This is a genomic window from [Zimmermannella] faecalis ATCC 13722, assembly GCF_000381765.1.
GTDB classification, from domain to species: Bacteria; Actinomycetota; Actinomycetes; order Actinomycetales; family Microbacteriaceae; genus Gulosibacter; species Gulosibacter faecalis.
The window spans coordinates 217,127-231,923 of sequence record NZ_KB907078.1 but is presented as its reverse complement, the minus strand read 5'-3'; the positions used below and the strand labels follow the sequence as shown (position 1 = coordinate 231,923).

Annotated in this window: 13 protein-coding genes; 5 read left to right on the top strand and 8 right to left on the bottom strand. The window is 64.9% G+C overall.

The window, feature by feature from the left end; genetic code table 11:
- From G328_RS16665 to G328_RS14785, 7 genes are all read right to left on the bottom strand, one after another.
- The coding region (locus tag G328_RS16665) for an IS3 family transposase (protein ID WP_019618841.1) at positions 1-292 on the bottom strand (292 nt) is incomplete at its 3' end.
- Positions 293-430: 138 nt separating this feature from the next.
- The gene (wecB, locus tag G328_RS0108065) at positions 431-1,576 is read right to left on the bottom strand and encodes a non-hydrolyzing UDP-N-acetylglucosamine 2-epimerase (protein WP_019618840.1); all 1,146 of its coding nucleotides are present in this window, start codon (positions 1,574-1,576) and stop codon (positions 431-433) included.
- A 39-nt stretch (positions 1,577-1,615) separates the two neighbouring features.
- Positions 1,616-2,557, bottom strand: coding sequence for an ABC transporter ATP-binding protein (locus G328_RS0108060; RefSeq protein WP_019618839.1), 942 nt, complete (start codon positions 2,555-2,557; stop codon positions 1,616-1,618).
- The gene (locus G328_RS0108055; protein ID WP_187325749.1) at positions 2,541-3,431 is read right to left on the bottom strand and encodes an ABC transporter permease; all 891 of its coding nucleotides are present in this window, start codon (positions 3,429-3,431) and stop codon (positions 2,541-2,543) included. Before G328_RS0108055 ends, G328_RS0108060 begins: the two co-directional genes overlap by 17 nt.
- Before the next feature lie 168 nt (positions 3,432-3,599).
- On the bottom strand, positions 3,600-5,339 hold the full coding sequence (locus G328_RS14795) for a glycosyltransferase family 4 protein (RefSeq protein WP_019618837.1): 1,740 nt from the start codon (positions 5,337-5,339) through the stop codon (positions 3,600-3,602).
- 58 nt (positions 5,340-5,397) lie between these two features.
- Positions 5,398-6,804 carry a polysaccharide pyruvyl transferase family protein gene (locus tag G328_RS16175; RefSeq protein WP_187325748.1) on the bottom strand — a complete coding sequence of 469 codons (1,407 nt, stop codon included), beginning with the start codon at positions 6,802-6,804 and terminating at the stop codon, positions 5,398-5,400.
- A gap of 262 nt (positions 6,805-7,066) precedes the next feature.
- A complete protein-coding gene (locus tag G328_RS14785) occupies positions 7,067-10,642 on the bottom strand; it encodes a family 78 glycoside hydrolase catalytic domain (protein WP_154651551.1) in 3,576 nt (1,191 codons plus the stop codon).
- Between the two features lie 360 nt (positions 10,643-11,002).
- Here G328_RS14785 and G328_RS0108030 point away from each other — a divergent pair, with 360 nt between their 5' ends.
- Positions 11,003-11,821 carry a universal stress protein gene (locus G328_RS0108030; RefSeq protein ID WP_019618833.1) on the top strand — a complete coding sequence of 273 codons (819 nt, stop codon included), beginning with the start codon at positions 11,003-11,005 and terminating at the stop codon, positions 11,819-11,821.
- A 17-nt stretch (positions 11,822-11,838) separates the two neighbouring features.
- Here G328_RS0108030 and G328_RS0108025 read toward each other — a convergent pair whose 3' ends face one another.
- Positions 11,839-12,351: a protease inhibitor I42 family protein gene (locus G328_RS0108025; protein WP_019618832.1), complete on the bottom strand. Its 513-nt coding sequence runs from the start codon at positions 12,349-12,351 to the stop codon at positions 11,839-11,841.
- 211 nt (positions 12,352-12,562) lie between these two features.
- Between G328_RS0108025 and G328_RS0108020 the strand changes: the two genes are divergently transcribed.
- From G328_RS0108020 to G328_RS0108005, 4 genes are all read left to right on the top strand, one after another.
- Positions 12,563-13,021 carry a hypothetical protein gene (locus G328_RS0108020; protein ID WP_019618831.1) on the top strand — a complete coding sequence of 153 codons (459 nt, stop codon included), beginning with the start codon at positions 12,563-12,565 and terminating at the stop codon, positions 13,019-13,021.
- The gene (locus tag G328_RS0108015) at positions 13,011-13,331 is read left to right on the top strand and encodes a transcriptional regulator (protein ID WP_019618830.1); all 321 of its coding nucleotides are present in this window, start codon (positions 13,011-13,013) and stop codon (positions 13,329-13,331) included. The genes G328_RS0108020 and G328_RS0108015 overlap by 11 nt, the downstream gene beginning before the upstream one ends.
- A gap of 79 nt (positions 13,332-13,410) precedes the next feature.
- Entirely contained in the window at positions 13,411-13,953 is a 543-nt protein-coding gene (locus G328_RS0108010) for a DUF3558 family protein (RefSeq protein ID WP_019618829.1), read from the top strand.
- Between the two features lie 90 nt (positions 13,954-14,043).
- On the top strand, positions 14,044-14,796 hold the full coding sequence (locus tag G328_RS0108005; protein WP_019618828.1) for a Rossmann-like and DUF2520 domain-containing protein: 753 nt from the start codon (positions 14,044-14,046) through the stop codon (positions 14,794-14,796).
- Position 14,797: the final 1 nt, after the last annotated feature.

Here is a 14,797-nt window from a genome sequence, read left to right as displayed (position 1 = left end):
CTTTTCCCGGCAGGTTCGCCTGCGACAGATACGCCGCCGCCCGTCGCAGCACCTCGTTCTCCTGCTCCAGCAGCCGGTTCCGCTTCCGCAGCTCACGGATCTCCGCCGCCTCGGACCGGGACTGACCCGGCGCCGTGCCCTCCTCGACCTTGGCGCGGTGGAGCCACTTCTGCAGCGTCACCGGATGAACACCGAAGTCTTTCGCGATCTGCTCGATCGTGACTCCGGGCTCGCGGTTCTGAGCGACGCGCACGACGTCGTCACGGAATTCACTCGGGTAGGGCTTGGGCACAGCAACATCCTTCCAGGCCCACCACGCGGGCAAGCCAGACCAGATGTCACCTACTCGTGCAGCAGTCCCACGGCAATCTGTTGTTCTAGGCTCTTGGGCTTGATTTTCATGTGGGTCAGCCTAACTGGGCCGCGGAGTCTAGCTGACGAAATCGGCGACGCGAGCACCAACCCCCACGAGCTGCGCGATCGCGGCTACGCTACGGAACGCCGCCTTGCCGTCGCCGTATGGATTCACGGCGTTCGCCATTTCGGTGTACGCGTCACGATCATTAAGCAGTCGGGCAGTCTCATTGACGATTCGTGACTCGTCGGTACCGACGAGCCGCACAGTGCCCGCGTCGAGGGCCTCAGGGCGTTCTGTGTTTGACCGCATCACGAGCACCGGCTTGCCGAGGCCCGGAGCCTCCTCCTGCACCCCGCCTGAGTCGGTGAGCACGATCGTGGCAACCGACATGAGCTTGGTGAACTCGTCGTAGGGGAGCGGATCGGTAACGATCACGTTGCCGAGGCCCTCGATCTGCGGGAAGACCGCGGCACGCACCTTCGGGTTGAGGTGCGCCGGGAGCACGAATGCCGTCTCGGGGTACCGCTCGGCGAGCGTACGGAGCGCCCGTCCGATCGCCGACATCGTGCCGATGTTCTCGCGACGGTGCGTTGTCACGAGCACCATGCGTCGTTCGGAGTCGGCGATTTCTTGCAGCCTCGTGTCGGTGAATTGGGTGTCCCAGCTGGTGGCCTCGAACAGCGCATCGATGACCGTGTTGCCGGTCACCACGATGTTTTCCGCAGGCGATGCCTCGGCGAGCAGGTTTGCCTTTGCAGTCGACGTCGGTGCCAGGTTGAGCGACGAGATGCGGCTAATGAGTCGGCGGTTCGCCTCCTCCGGGAAAGGCGAAAAGAGATTGGCGGTGCGAAGGCCCGCCTCAAGGTGTACAACACGAATCTCGCGGTTGAACGCCGCTATTGCCGCAGCCATGGCGGTGGACGTGTCACCGTGCACGACCACCGCGTCGGGCGCAACTGAGTCTAGTACTGAGTCGAGCTCGCCAATGACTCGCGAGACGATCCCGTTGAGCGACTGGCCGGGACGCATGATGCTGAGGTCGATCTTCGGGGTGATGCCGAACATCGCGTTCACCTGGTCGAGCATCTCGCGGTGCTGGCCCGTCGACACGGCGATTGAGTCGAGCCGTTCGTCAGCCTCGAGCGCCTTGATGAGTGGCGCGACCTTAATCGCCTCGGGTCGTGTTCCGTAGACGGTCATGATCTTGGGGAGAGCCATGGAGACGTGTCCTTTCGACGCCACTTGTGTGCTGGGTGGCTACTGCTTTTTGATGATCGGGTTCGACGCCGTTGCCTCGGCGTAGCTTTTCCGACGTAAGAGTCGCGCGTCGGCGCGAATGTTCTTGCGTCGATCTTCGAGGGACTGTCGAGCTTCCTCGAGCAGTCCCGCGGCCTTGTCGACCTTGTCGAGAGCAAGATTGTGCGCGTACCACCGGTACGAGCGTGCGATGTCGACTGCGGGACCGTCAGCGATGATCTCGCCCTGGTCAATCCAAATTGCGCGAGTACAAAGCTCTTCAATGGTTTGCGCGGCGTGGCTGACGAGGAAGACTGTGCCGGCTGTGTCGATCATGCGTTCCATGGCTTTACGAGATCGTTCCATGAACGACGCATCGCCGGTTGAGAGGGCTTCATCGATCATTAGAATTGCCGGGTCGGCGGCTACGGAGATCGCGAAACGTAGGCGTGCGCCCATTCCCGACGAGTAAGTACGCATGGGCATTCTTAATGCATCGCCAAGGCCGGACAAGTCCGCGATGCGGTTACGTCGTTCCATAACGTCGGCCGGCGAGAGCCCCATCGCAAGCAAGCCGAGGCGGATATTGTCTTCGCCCGACAGATCGGGCATAAGCGCCGCGCTCACTCCGAGTAGTTGTGGCTTCGCCGACGTCACAACTGTGCCCTTCGTCGGCGGTTCAAGGCCCGCGAGGGCACGCAGCAGCGTGCTCTTGCCGGAGCCATTGCGGCCAACCAGGCCGATGAACTCACCCTCTCGGGCTGCCAACGAGACACCTCGGAGGGCGCGGAAACGCATCTTCTGGCGACCGTTGATGCCCTTGCGGCCCTTCCGCGCCCGCTTGTCGGCCATGACGTCGTACGTCATGTGGATGTCATCGGCGAGCACAGTGATACTCGGAGAATCCCGCGGCAACGGACCGTCGAGCACGAGGTTGTGTTTGAAGTTACCGTTCTCGGGCATACGACTCCTCCGCAAACCAAAAGAGCACGAAGCCTACCAATGGTGTCGCTAAGGCCCAGGCGCCGATGAACAGCCAGATCTCGATAGGAGGGATCACGCCGTCGATGAGGATTGAGCGGTATGCGAGCAGGAGCTGGTAGATCGGGTTGGCCTCGATGATCGCGCTGATTGTCGGGTGGTTGATAAAGCGGTCGATTGGGAAAATGACGCCCGAGGCGTACATGAGAATTCGAGAAAAGAATGACATGGCCTGTGAGAGATCCGGGAGTGTCGATCCGAACCTTGCCATTATCAGGTAGACACCAAAATTGAAGAATGCTTGCAGCACGAAGATGGCGGGAAACAGCACCCAGGTCGCCTTCGGCAGGGCGTGCGGCGGGATGGCCATGATCATTATGAACATCACGATCATCGCCGGTATGCGCTGCAATATATCTCGCAGAAGCATCGAAACTAGGATTGACGCCCTAGGAAAATTGAAAGCTCGGATAAGCGAGCGAGAACTTCTGATCGCGGAAGAACCGTTTCCAAATGCCGAGCTCGTGTACTGGAACATGAATATACCGATGATTACGAATGCGACGTAGTTCGGCAGGCCGCGGCTCATATTCAGCAGGAGCCCAAAGATCATCCAGTAGAAAAGCGCATCGAGGATTGGCCGGAGTACTAGCCATGCATTGCCGAGACGCGCGTGTGTGTTTTTCGTCGCTACTCGGCTTCTCGCCTCGCGCCAAACGAAGTGCCGTCGGTCCCAAATTTGTCGAATGTATTCGCCAATCGGTGGACGCACGCTGACCCGCGCTAAGTGCGTCAGGTCACCATATGCGGCCTCGACATCGAACGCGAAAGCCGACCGATTGAGTCGGTCGCGCACCTTCCGCTCGGGCCGCGTCAGCCGTCGCGAGATGTGCGCTGGTGGCCCATCAACTGCGGGGAGCGAGTCGCTTCGCCTCGCTGCTTGGCGTCCTTTGCTCACACACTCTCAATTCGTCGATGCCAGGGGTGGGGTGACGTCTCGGCGCGATTCTTTCACCACCATGCGTCAGCTCGGTAAGCCAGTGCCACCGAGCCTCGTAAATGTTCGGTCATACTCGAGCGCCGCAGCGCTCCAAGTTCGCGTCGCCGCGAACCGCTTCCCGGCTGCCGCCAGGGCGCCACGACGGGCAACATCGTCTGCAAGCATAGTCAGCGCCTGCGACATCGCGGGAGCCGAATCGGGCGCAATCACGATTCCGCGCTCGTCATCGCCCACGAGTTCTCGCAGCGGCAGCAGGTCGCTCACGATGGCCGGTCGACCGAGCGCCATCGCCTCGATCGGCTTCAACGGGGTGACCGATCGCGTCACGTCGAGGTCCTTGCGTGGCACCGCGACGACGTCGAGCGCCTCCACGTACCGCTTCGCGAGGTCGGCCGCGACCCGGCCCGGGAAGACCGCCGCTTCGCCGAGCGTGGCCGCACGCTGCAGGAGTTCGGGGCGCGCCGCACCGTCGCCAGCGAGGAGCAGGCGCACGTCGAGGCCCCGTTCGCGCAGCTCAAGCACCGCATCCACAAGCACATCGTGGCCCTCGTACGCGACGAGCGACGATACCGCGCCAACCCAGAACCCGTCACGCGGGAGCCCGAGCTCGGCACGCACGTCGGCCGGGGTGCTCTCGCGCTCAAGGAGGTGCTCGTCGATTGAGTTCGGGATCAAGCTCACGCGTTCGGCCGGTACGCCGCGCTCGACGAGCTCGTCACGCATCGTCGACGAGATCGTGAACACGTGGTCGGCCTCGATCGCCATCTGCGCTTCGCGCGCGTGCATGAGCCCGTATCGCTCACTCTCGAGGGCTGCTTCGCGCGCCTCGTCGGTCGCGCGTGACGTTGCCCATGTCTTTTCGAGCATGCCGCGCACCTCGTACGTCCACGGCAGGCCGTGCCGCTTCGCGAGTGCCTGCGCGACGAGGGCGTTCGTGTAGTTCGTCGTCGTGTGAATGACTGTCGGGTGGAACCGCGCCACGAGCGCGTCGAGCTCACGCACCTGCCGGTCGAGGCGATCGGGCATCGATGCGCCAAGGCGCCCCGGCAGCACGCGGTGATACTCGATGCCGTCAACGACGTCGACGTCGAGTGCGCCGAGCTTGCCTACCGTCACCGGGTAGCCGATGCGGGTCGCTGCCATGACCGCCATGCCGGCCTCGCGCTGGGCCTTGAGGATCTCGTGCGAGCGCAGCGTGTACCCCGACTGCGTGTGGGGGAGCGAGTTCGTGAGCAGGTGCAGCACTCGCGGCGTCTTCGACGGCGTCGGCTTCGGAATGCGGTTTGCGGAGCTCGGGAGCCGGTAGCTCGGGGTGAGGAGCGTGCGCTCGCCCTCGAGCACGCGGCGATAGGTGCGCGCGCCCTGCGAGCGACTGCTCTTGAGCGCGTCGATCGCGCCGCTGAGGTCGCCGAGCTGCCAGCGTGCCCGCGCCGTCAGAACGGGCGAGGTCGTTGACTCGCTGTTCGCGATGAGGTCGGGGCGGTCGGCCGCGATCGCGAGATTCGCGACGAGCTGTTGCTGCCGCCGGCCCTGCGGAGGGAGGGCTGCGAGCCGCTCGACCGCGTCGTCGCGGTGCCCGCGCATCCATTCGGCATACGCCTCGCCGAGCGGGCCGAAGCGCTCAAGGAGTGCCGCCGCCGGTTTCGCGAAACCTTTCGGGAACCGCTGCGACGCGAGCAGCGCAAAGCGAGCCGGGTCATCGAGCAAATGGCCGGCGACCGCCGTTGCGGCGATGCGGAAATTGCGGGGGAAGTTCGCGGGCATGATCCGTCAATTATGAAGGTTGGAATTGACCCGTGGGCCACACTCCGTTCGTGTGAAGCTAACTCGATGGCTCAAATTTTGCGATCGTGGCCTGAATCGCGGCCAGCTTCGCTTTCAACGAGGCGAAATCGTCTCGTGAGCGGGTGACGTGAGACTGCCGAACCAGTGCCGCAAGGGCCGAGATACGAAGCGTAGAGGTGTCGGCGGAACGGTTGTCTTGGCTTACGGCAGCCTTGAACCACTTGAGCGTTTCAGCCTTGAGGCCGCGAATGACCTCATTCGTCTTTTCGATCGTGGAGGCCACATGCTCTGCCGCGGAGAACACTTCGTCTGCAACCTGTTCAACGACTCGATCATCGAGCCGCACGGCGCCGCTCGGGAACTTGAGGAGCTCGAAGAGTCCAGGCATCTTGTGCCCATGTGTTTCAGAGAACACTCCCACGGCAGGAACGCTCTGCGAGAGGGCCAAAATGGCTGCGTGGAATCGAGACGTCAGAACGAGATTGCCGTGTCGTAGGAGGTCGATAAAGGCGCCGTAATCGATCGGATCTTCAAATGACACGCGTGCGTCGGGATGTGCCTCGACTAGGTCGCCGTGGAGCGCGACGGCGAGTCCTCGATCTGAGCGAGTTTGGACTACGATCACTACCTCTCTGCCGTTTTCGATCGCTCGCGCCGCGATCTCGTAAAACAGTTGATAGGCGCGCGAGTTTTTGTACCCCTCACTCCGGAACTTTGCTTCAACGAAATTGCTGCGTGCAGTTCCGGCTCGCAGACCAAAGTCTTCGACTCTCGCAACGATAGTGATTCGACCGTGGGGGTCGAACTCTGTCTCGGTCGACTTTAGCTGCGCGTCGAAGAACGCGGCATCGACCAGCACTGGCCAATCCTGCTCGACACTGCCTCCTGCTAGTGAAGGAGAAGCTGCATCCCGCAGGGCACCGGCTCCACTGGCGTGGAGGAATTCCCGCGCCGCAGTTCCGAGTTGCGAGCGGAAGGGGCCCAGCGTAGAAGGAAGCACTACGACCCGTGCGCCGGTGACTGCCGCAGCCAGCGCGGGGAGCACCCGCCAAGCCAAGTCGATGATGTTGCCGGGCGTCGCCGAACTTTCATGGATGTGCTCGCCGCCGTTGAGTACGACGATGGACTCGGGAGTGATCTCGTAGTCTGCGGCAAACTTCGTAGGATTCTCCAAGTAGTCGACAAGCTGGAGCTCTTCACCTCCGAGTTCGCGCGGAGTAGTGGGAACGTCGTGCGTGTTGAGGTCGCCAAGACTCTCGATGGCAGCTCGTCGAAACGAGTCTGAGGGTCGTAGTAATACCGCTGTGGAACCCGATACATCAAGGTTCGCCTCTCGGAGCAACTCGACTGCTCCGTAATTAATCGCGAGGTCGCCCCAATTTGATGCAGCGTGGCCATAAAAAAGTCGCGCCGTAGTTGCAGGCTTGCCACCATGGCTCGACATGCGGTGTCTCCCTAAAGTGCGGTTAATTTCTACATCGTAGTAGTCGGCCGATGAAGCGAGCCCTGAGTCTGTGCGATGAGGCTCCATGGGAATAGTGCAAGAGTCCGTCTGCGGTGTCAACGACGCTCGGGCATGGTTCTGAGGAGGATATTGCGTGGTATCGGTCGACGTAGGCCGGGCACGCGCGCAGCCCGTCGCCGGAGAGAAGAGGCGAGTTCGTTCGGGGTGGCAGCGTGCTAGCTGCCACCCCGAACGTTATCGGCTACCCCTCCTGCAGCTCCCACGGGCCCCACTGGTCGCCCGGAGCTTGGTTTCGAGTCCACCACTTCGCGACGTAGAACTCACCTTCGTAGATCACGACGTCGCCCGTGTCGTAGATGCGCGAGGGCGTCCAGACGTTGTTGCCGTCGTCGTCGACCTTGATCTCCTGCCACGGGCCATAGGCGTCGCCCGGGGCCTGGTTGCGCGTCCACCACGAGGCTTCCCACGTCGACCCGTTGTAGGTCACGGTGTCGCCCTCGTTGTACGTGGCCGTCGAATCCCAGGCCGGCGCGGGTTCGGGGCCCGGCTCATCCGTCGTCGGATCGCAGATCGAGGTGAGGTTGGCGTCGCTCGCCGCATCCGAGCCCGCGCTCAGCGTGACGAGATGGCAGCCCGCCGTGACGTCCTCGAGCACGACGTTGCCGCCGGTCGGGGTGACGTCGACCGCGTCGCCGTCGACGAACACCTGCGTCGTGCCGTCGGGCACGGGCACCGTCACCGACGCGCTCGTGTTGCCCGGCACCTGCGCGATCACCGCGAGGTCGCCCGCGCCATCGTGCGCGAAGCCGGCACCGACCTCACCCTTCACCGTCGGCACCGTCACCGTGCCGTAGTCGAGCGAGTCCGGCTGCGGCGCGATCTCGAAGGTGCTGTAGCCCGCCGTCACCGGCTTGATGCCGAACAGGCCACTCGGCACATGGAACGCGGGGCTCGCCGCCCACGGGTGCGAGTAGGTGAGGTTGCTCTTCTGCGACTCATCCCACGCCTCCGACGTGGCGCCGGCGCCGCGGTCGATCATGTTCATCCAGCTCGACGTGCCGTCGGCCGAGAGCTGATCGATCGCCGCATCCGCCTGACCTCCGTTGAACAACCCGGTGATCGAGAACCCGGCGCAGTAGACGCTGCAGGCCATGCCGCGCGACGCTACATACTCGGCAACCGAAGCGGCGTGCGCATCGTCAACCACACCGAACGCAAGTGAGAACGCACTCGCGTGCAGGGAGTAGTGGCCGGTGAGCGTGCCGTCGACCGTCATGCCGTCGTCGTAGCGGTTGTTCTCGGCATCGAAGAGGTGCTCGTTCATGCCGTCGCGAATACCGTCGGCGATGTTCTGGAACGTCGTGGCATCCTCCGGCTTGTCGAGCGCCTCGGCCATGTTCGCCATGTCGACGTACGCGCGATACGACAGGGCGTTGAGCACCGTGTTGTAGTACCGGTACTCGTATCCGTCGCGCTGACTCGTCGGCCAGTCGACAATGTCGCAGTCGGTCTGACTGTTGCAGCCGTTCGAGCGATCGCTCTTCCCGATCAGCCCCGTGTCGTCGTTCAGCCACTGCGTCGGCAGTTTCTCGACGAGGTTGTCGTAGTAGCTCGAGACCTGGCCGATGTTGCCGGTCTGCGCCCACGCGTCGTGCACCGCGAGCACCACGTAGATCGGCCACTCGGTCGGCCACGTGCGGTTGCTCTCGAAATAGTTCATCGAGTACTGGCCGAGCGAGAGATCCTCCATGAGGTACAGCGTCGACATCTGCTGGAGGTAGGCGTCAGCCTCGTAGTTGATGCGCTCGCGGGTCCACGAATCGGTGTAGAAGTTCACGTTGAGCGCCTCAATCGAGTGCTTCGACAGCTCGTACACCTGGTTGAGGTTGTCGTTCGACGAAGTGAACGACGAGGCCTCCTCGTTGAACGGATACACGAGCGCGAGCGCACTGAGGTTCTCGGCCGTGATCTCCTCGGGCGCACCGATGATCTCGACGTAGCGGAACACGCGCATGCCCCACGTCTCAATCGTCTGCTCGCCGTCGCGTAGCGTCACGACGTCTTGATACGTGTTGCCCGTGTTGAGCTGGTATTTTGCGGTCGTGCCGCCCTTGGTTGTCGGCACCTCGGCGAAGCGCAGGTCGACCTGCTGGCCGGCCGTGCCGTTTTCGAACGTGAGGTTCACGCCGCCGATCCACGTCTCGCCGAAATCGACGAAGTAGTGGCCGTCGCCCACCTCGGTGATGTTGACCGGGGCATGCAATTGCTCCTCAACCTTTGCGGTCGGGGTTGCCTCGAGCTGCTCGAACTGGGTCTTGACCGTTGCTGGCTGCCACGCGCTGTCGTCGAAGCCCGCCTCATCGAAGCCCGACGGGAAGTGCTGCAGGTCGAGGTTCTCCTTCGGCGCCGCGTAGAAGTTGGTGCCGATCGACCCGACATCGGGCCACACCTCGCCGCCGGTCATCGTCTGCCAGTCGTCGCCACTCGAGACGGTCTGGGTGGTGCCGTCGGCGTAGTCGATGCGCAGCATCGCGATGAAGCGCTGATTCTGTTCGTTTTGGGTGTAGGCGATGACGCCGATCGCGTTGTCGCCGCTCGTAATGAGGTCGGTGACGTCGAATCCGTCGTAGCGGTTCTCGGCGTCGATGTGGTTCGTCGGGCCGAGGCCCACGAACTCGCCGTTGATGTACGCCTTGTACGCGTACTGCTTGTGGTCGCGGAAGTCACCCGCGGTCGCGTAGAGCGTCGCGGCCACGATGTCGTCTTGCTTCGGCGCGAACTCGGTGCGCAGCAGCGCCCAGTCGTCGTTCTGGTCGGGGCTCGCGACGGTGCAGGCCAGGCTGTTCTTCACAAGGTAGTTGCCGCCCTCGATCGAACCACAGCTAAACGGGTTGCTCGAGGCGAAGTCATTCGTGAGTAGGTCGGTGCCGTCGGCGGCCGTGACCGCGACATCGTGCACTTGGCCCGCCTCGGTGCGGCCCGTTCGGAACCCGATCTTGCCCTCGGCAGGCGCATCCGCCATCTCGGTCTCGTGGACCTCGGTGCCGTCGATCGAGGTCGTGACGGTCGTGCCCTCGACGGTGATCGCGATTTCGAGCGGCGTGTTCAGCGCGATCGTGCCGGCCGGGAGTTGCACCGCGGGGAGCGCGGCGTAGGTGCCGTTCTTCAGGGTGTGGGGCACGATCGTGTTGGTGTCAGCGCGGAACTGCCACATCAGGCCGTTGCTGCTGTCGGGCGCGCGAAAGAGGACGCCGAGCGCCGTCTGCGTGATCGTGACGTTCATCGTTGCCGTGTAGTCACCCCAGGTGACGGCATCGTTGTCGGGCAGCGACGCCCAGATCGCCTCGCTGTCACCCCACGTTGAGCCCGGCGCGGTGCCGAACCAGGTGGTCTCGGATGGGCCGCTTGCGACGTCGTCGGCGTCCCAGGTCTCGACCGACCAGTAGTAGCGCTGGTTCGGCTCGAGTTCAGGGCCCCCGTACGGCACGTTCGTCTGCTCGGCCGAGGCGACCTTGCCGGAATCCCAGGTGTCGCCCGTGCCCTCTGCCGCGGTCACCGCATCCGAACTCACGACGATGCGGTAGGCGCTCTGCGTGGTGCTGAGCACCTGCCACGAGAAGGATGGGCTGCTCAGGTCATCGAGGTCGGCGGGCTCGGCGAGGCCGTTGACGCGGAGGCCGACCGGTGCGGTGCTGCCTTCATCGGCGCCGGCCGCTGGAATGTGGGCGAGCCACATGGGCAGCGTGAGCGTCAGGGCAAAGAGGCTCACGAGCACGTAGTAGATGGACTTCGGAACTTGACGGGCGGACAAAGGCATCGGCGCCTCCTGCTCGTAGAACGATTCAAAATCCGCGCGGAGTGCTGCTTTTGGCGGCGCACGGGCGAAGATTTGGGGAGTGGGTGAGTGAAATCTGGCCGCGGCGTTGCGGTCAGCGCTTCCGACCCTAGTCATGATGAATCGTTGCAACAAGGGTTGGGTCGGGTTGCCAGGGCTGTCGGCAGTGCAGTCGGCGGTGAATGACGACCTGTGAACGGCGTGCTGGCGCGGGCGCCCGAACCTAACGATTCGGCCGGTCGCATGGTCGCCGCGGGCTCGCGGACGTAGGGTGAAAGTACCCATTCACCGCGTATTCGCCCTGGCGAACCTGTTCGCCCGGGCCTCGATGAGGAGGACGCCATGGTCAATCGAATCGTCGTAGGTATCAACGGCTCTGATGCCGACGCGAAGGCGGTGGAATGGGCAGCCAACCTCGCGTCACGCGACGGTGGCACGCTCCTCATCTTTGTCGTGATCGACGCCGGCTCGGCCGGCGCCGAACTCGAGCAGCGCGCCGACGAACTCCTCGCCGAACACGCCGCCGCCGCACGCGCCCTCGCCCCGACCATCGAGCTGCGCACCGAACTCCACCGCGCGAAGAGCCTCCCCGAAGGATTCGAAGAGGTCTCGGCAAGCGCCGGCCTGCTCGTCATCGGCCGCGACTCCCACAGCCGACGACAGCGCAGCCCCGCCACCGTGCGCATCGCCGCCGCGAGCAAGGCACCCGTCGTCGCGGTGCCCGCCGTCGACATGACCGGCCGCCGCGGCGTCGTCGTCGGCGTCGACGGATCGGAAGTCTCGACGCTCGCGCTCGGGTTCGCCGCCGCCGAAGCCAGCTCGTCGGTCGAGCCGCTCATCGCCGTGAGCTCGTGGCAGCTACAGGTCGGACTCGGCAGCGAGTTCGCGTACGACGCCGAATTCGTCGCGATCTCGGAGCGCTCATCGGCCGACGCCCTCGACGAGGCACTCGAGCCCATCGTGGCGCGCTACCCGAACCTCAAGATCGAGCGGAAGGTCGAAGAGGGCCACCCCGTCGACGTGCTCAACGACGCGGCCGAAACGGCCCGACTGCTCGTCGTCGGCAGCCACGGGCGCGGAGCATTCCGGCGCCTGCTGCTCGGCTCGGTGAGCCACGAACTGCTGCAGGAGCCGGCGCTGCCGACCATGGTCGTGCGGTAGGGGCATCCCGCCTCGACCTACTCGGTGACCGTGACCTCGATCGTGACGGTGCCGGGGGAGTCAAAGCGGTCGGTGTCTTGGTCGTCGCCGCGGTACGAATACTGGAACGTGACCTCGGTCGTGCCGGGCGCGACCGCGGTGAATTGCAGCGCGAGCTTCGTGTCGGAGCCGGGCGCAATCGGCGACGCCGACGGATCGGGCGTGCTGAACGTCTCGAGCTCGTCGAGCACGGCCGCATCGGGCTCCTGCGTGATGCGCCAACCGTCGCCGATGCTCGAGTTGATGGTGCCGAAATCTACGACGAGCGTTTCGCCGACGGGAACCGTGACCGTCGCCTGCGTGTGAGGGATCACGACGGTGTCGCTGGCGGGGTCAGCGGTGGTCGGCGTCGGGCCCGGGTCGAGGATGGTCTCCGTGACATTGCCGTCGGTCGGGCTACCGGCGACATTCAGAACGAGCACCACCGTCACGACCAGCGCCGCGATGAACGCGGCGAGCGCGCCCGCGAGTATCCCGATTTTCTTCCCCATGGTTGGAGCGTAACGTCGGCCGCGAGTGGCCGGGAGGAAGAGCCAACTCGCTGGCCGCCGGTTCATCCGCGAGAGCGACCCGCGGGTGCGTCTCGCGGGTGACGCTGGTCGCCGGGCTGTCGACGTGGGCCGCGCATCCGGTTGAGAAAGTTCGTCGCGACTATTGGTTAACTGCTCGGCAAGTGATTTACTTAACCGCATGGAAAGCAACATGCCAGAAGGTCACGACCCCGCTGCCGCACGCGACGCGCTCGATGCCTTCGAGGGCGACCGCAGCGGCATCGGCAGCCGCATGACCGCCGAAACCTGGTGGGGCGCCCCCGCGCAAGGGTTCGCCACGGCGCTGCTCATCGCCGGCCCGGCCGCCGGGATTCAGTGGGCCTGGCTGCCATTCCTCGCAGCCGCGCTGATTTTCTTCGGCGTCGAGGTGTACTTTCGTCGACGCAGCAGCCTCACGATCTCTCGCCCGGCCGGACCCCTCGGCGTCGTCTGGCTCATCGTGCTCGGCCTCGTCTGTGTGGCCGCGCTGGCCACGAACATCCTGTTCGCGTATCTCGGTGTCAGCACGGGCTGGCTCCTGCTCATCGCCCTCGTCGCGGGCGTGCTCATCACGCTCATCGTCGCCGCGTACGACCGCACGTACGCAGTCGAGGTGCAGCGTGCGCGCTAAACCCCGCTTCGACGAGCTGATTCACGCGCCGACCCGCCTGCGGCTGTGTGCGATGCTGCGTCCACTCGACGAAGCCGACTTTGCGGCAATCGCCGAGACGCTCGAGCTCAGCGAGGCGAACCTCTCGAAGACCGTGCGCAACCTCGCCGACCTCGGCTACGTCACCACAAACAAGCGGGCCTCGCCCCTGCGCGCGGATGCCCGCCAGGTCACCACCGTGAAGCTCACGCCGCAGGGCCGCAAGGCCTTCGACGGGCACCTCGCCGCGCTGCGCGAGATGGCCGGGGAAGCCGCGCAAGCGGGGGAGTAGCGGTCCTCTGCCGGGGATGCGCGTCGAGTTCGTTCCCGGGAGTGATGCGGCCGCATGCTGGTCGGGTAAGGATGGGCGCATGGAGCCTCGATCGTTCTCGTTCCTCGCCGCCATTCGCCGCCCGCGCCTCGCGGCGGTCGCCGCGTTCGCCGGCGCCGCGTTGCTGCTCAGCGGCTGCTCGGTACAGGAAGTGACGCACACGGTCAACGGCGAAGACGTCACCGACGCCGAGCGTCCCCTCGCCGCCGACGAGGTCGATGCCTGCACCGCGCTCAGCGACGAGACGCTCGAAGAACTCGGGCTCGCCGAGCTCGAACCGGTCGAGCTGACGACGGCCGACGCCCCGGGCTGCGACTGGAGCGGCATCAACGACTACACGACGCCCTCGCTCGTGCTCTGGGTTACCGAACCCGAGACGCCGTCAGAGAACGACGAGATCGTGACGATCGATGGCGTCGACGTCAACGTGTGGTCGATCGCCGGGAACTCCGGCCGCTACGTCGCCTACTTCGACGACGTCACACTCTCGGTGAACTACCTCGGCGCCGAACTCGACATCGACGCGCACGACGCCCTCGAGCTCGCGATGCGCGACGTGCTCGCGCACTACGGGCGGTTGTAGGGGCTGCGGCTCGCCGTTCGACGCGCAACATCGCCGGCTAGCCCCGCTCGCTAGGATTGTCGCCGACCGCTTCCCGCTCAGAAAGCTGGCATGACCTCATTCGATTCCGCGCAGCAGCGCGACGGCCGACTCGGCGTCGGACTCGTCGGCGACGCTCCCTTCGGGCCCGTGTTCGCGGCCGGCCTCGCCGGCGCCGGCCACGCGCTCATCGGTGCCGCCGTCAGCGACGGTGAGGCCGCAGATCGGCTGAAGGCGATCCTGCCGGGCGCGGGGCGACTCACCGCCGAGCAGGTCATCGAGCGATCGGAACTCGTGATTCTCGCCGAGCCCGCCGACCGGCTCGAGGCGCGTATCCGCGAGCTCACCGAGCAGGGCGCCTGGGTGCCCGGCCAGCTCGTCGTGCACAACTGCGCCGAATACGGCACTGCGCCGCTCGGCAAGGCGCTCGACCGGGGCGTGATTCCGCTCGCGATTCACCCCGCCATCGACGTGACCGGCACCTCGCTCGACCTCGCCCGGTTGCGCGAGGGCTGGTGCGCCGTCACCGCGCCGCGCCCGGTGCTGCCGATCGCGCAGGCGCTCGTCGTCGAACTCGGCGCCGAGCCCGTCGTCATCGCTGAGGAGAACCGCGGCAAGTACGCCGAGGCCGTCGCGACCGCGACCTCGTTCACCCGCTCGATCGTGCAGCAGGCGACGAGCCTGCTCGACGAAATCGGCGTTGACCAGCCCGGCTTCGTGCTCTCGAGTCTCGTGCGTTCGGCTGCCGACAACGCGCTCGCGCAGGCCGGCGACCCGCTCACCGTCGACGACTCGCTCGCCGACCTCGACGACCCGGAGCAGTAAC

What these genes read in the sequence shown, in the direction of transcription:
- wecB (WP_019618840.1), bottom strand. Translation starts at nt 1,576, where the DNA reads ATGGCTCTCCCCAAGATCATGACCGTCTACGGAACACGACCCGAGGCG.
- G328_RS0108060 (WP_019618839.1), bottom strand. Translation starts at nt 2,557, where the DNA reads ATGCCCGAGAACGGTAACTTCAAACACAACCTCGTGCTCGACGGTCCG.
- G328_RS14795 (WP_019618837.1), bottom strand. Translation starts at nt 5,339, where the DNA reads ATGCCCGCGAACTTCCCCCGCAATTTCCGCATCGCCGCAACGGCGGTC.
- G328_RS16175 (WP_187325748.1), bottom strand. Translation starts at nt 6,804, where the DNA reads ATGTCGAGCCATGGTGGCAAGCCTGCAACTACGGCGCGACTTTTTTAT.
- G328_RS14785 (WP_154651551.1), bottom strand. Translation starts at nt 10,642, where the DNA reads ATGCCTTTGTCCGCCCGTCAAGTTCCGAAGTCCATCTACTACGTGCTC.
- G328_RS0108030 (WP_019618833.1), top strand. Translation starts at nt 11,003, where the DNA reads ATGGTCAATCGAATCGTCGTAGGTATCAACGGCTCTGATGCCGACGCG.
- G328_RS0108025 (WP_019618832.1), bottom strand. Translation starts at nt 12,351, where the DNA reads ATGGGGAAGAAAATCGGGATACTCGCGGGCGCGCTCGCCGCGTTCATC.
- G328_RS0108020 (WP_019618831.1), top strand. Translation starts at nt 12,563, where the DNA reads ATGCCAGAAGGTCACGACCCCGCTGCCGCACGCGACGCGCTCGATGCC.
- G328_RS0108010 (WP_019618829.1), top strand. Translation starts at nt 13,411, where the DNA reads ATGGAGCCTCGATCGTTCTCGTTCCTCGCCGCCATTCGCCGCCCGCGC.
- G328_RS0108005 (WP_019618828.1), top strand. Translation starts at nt 14,044, where the DNA reads ATGACCTCATTCGATTCCGCGCAGCAGCGCGACGGCCGACTCGGCGTC.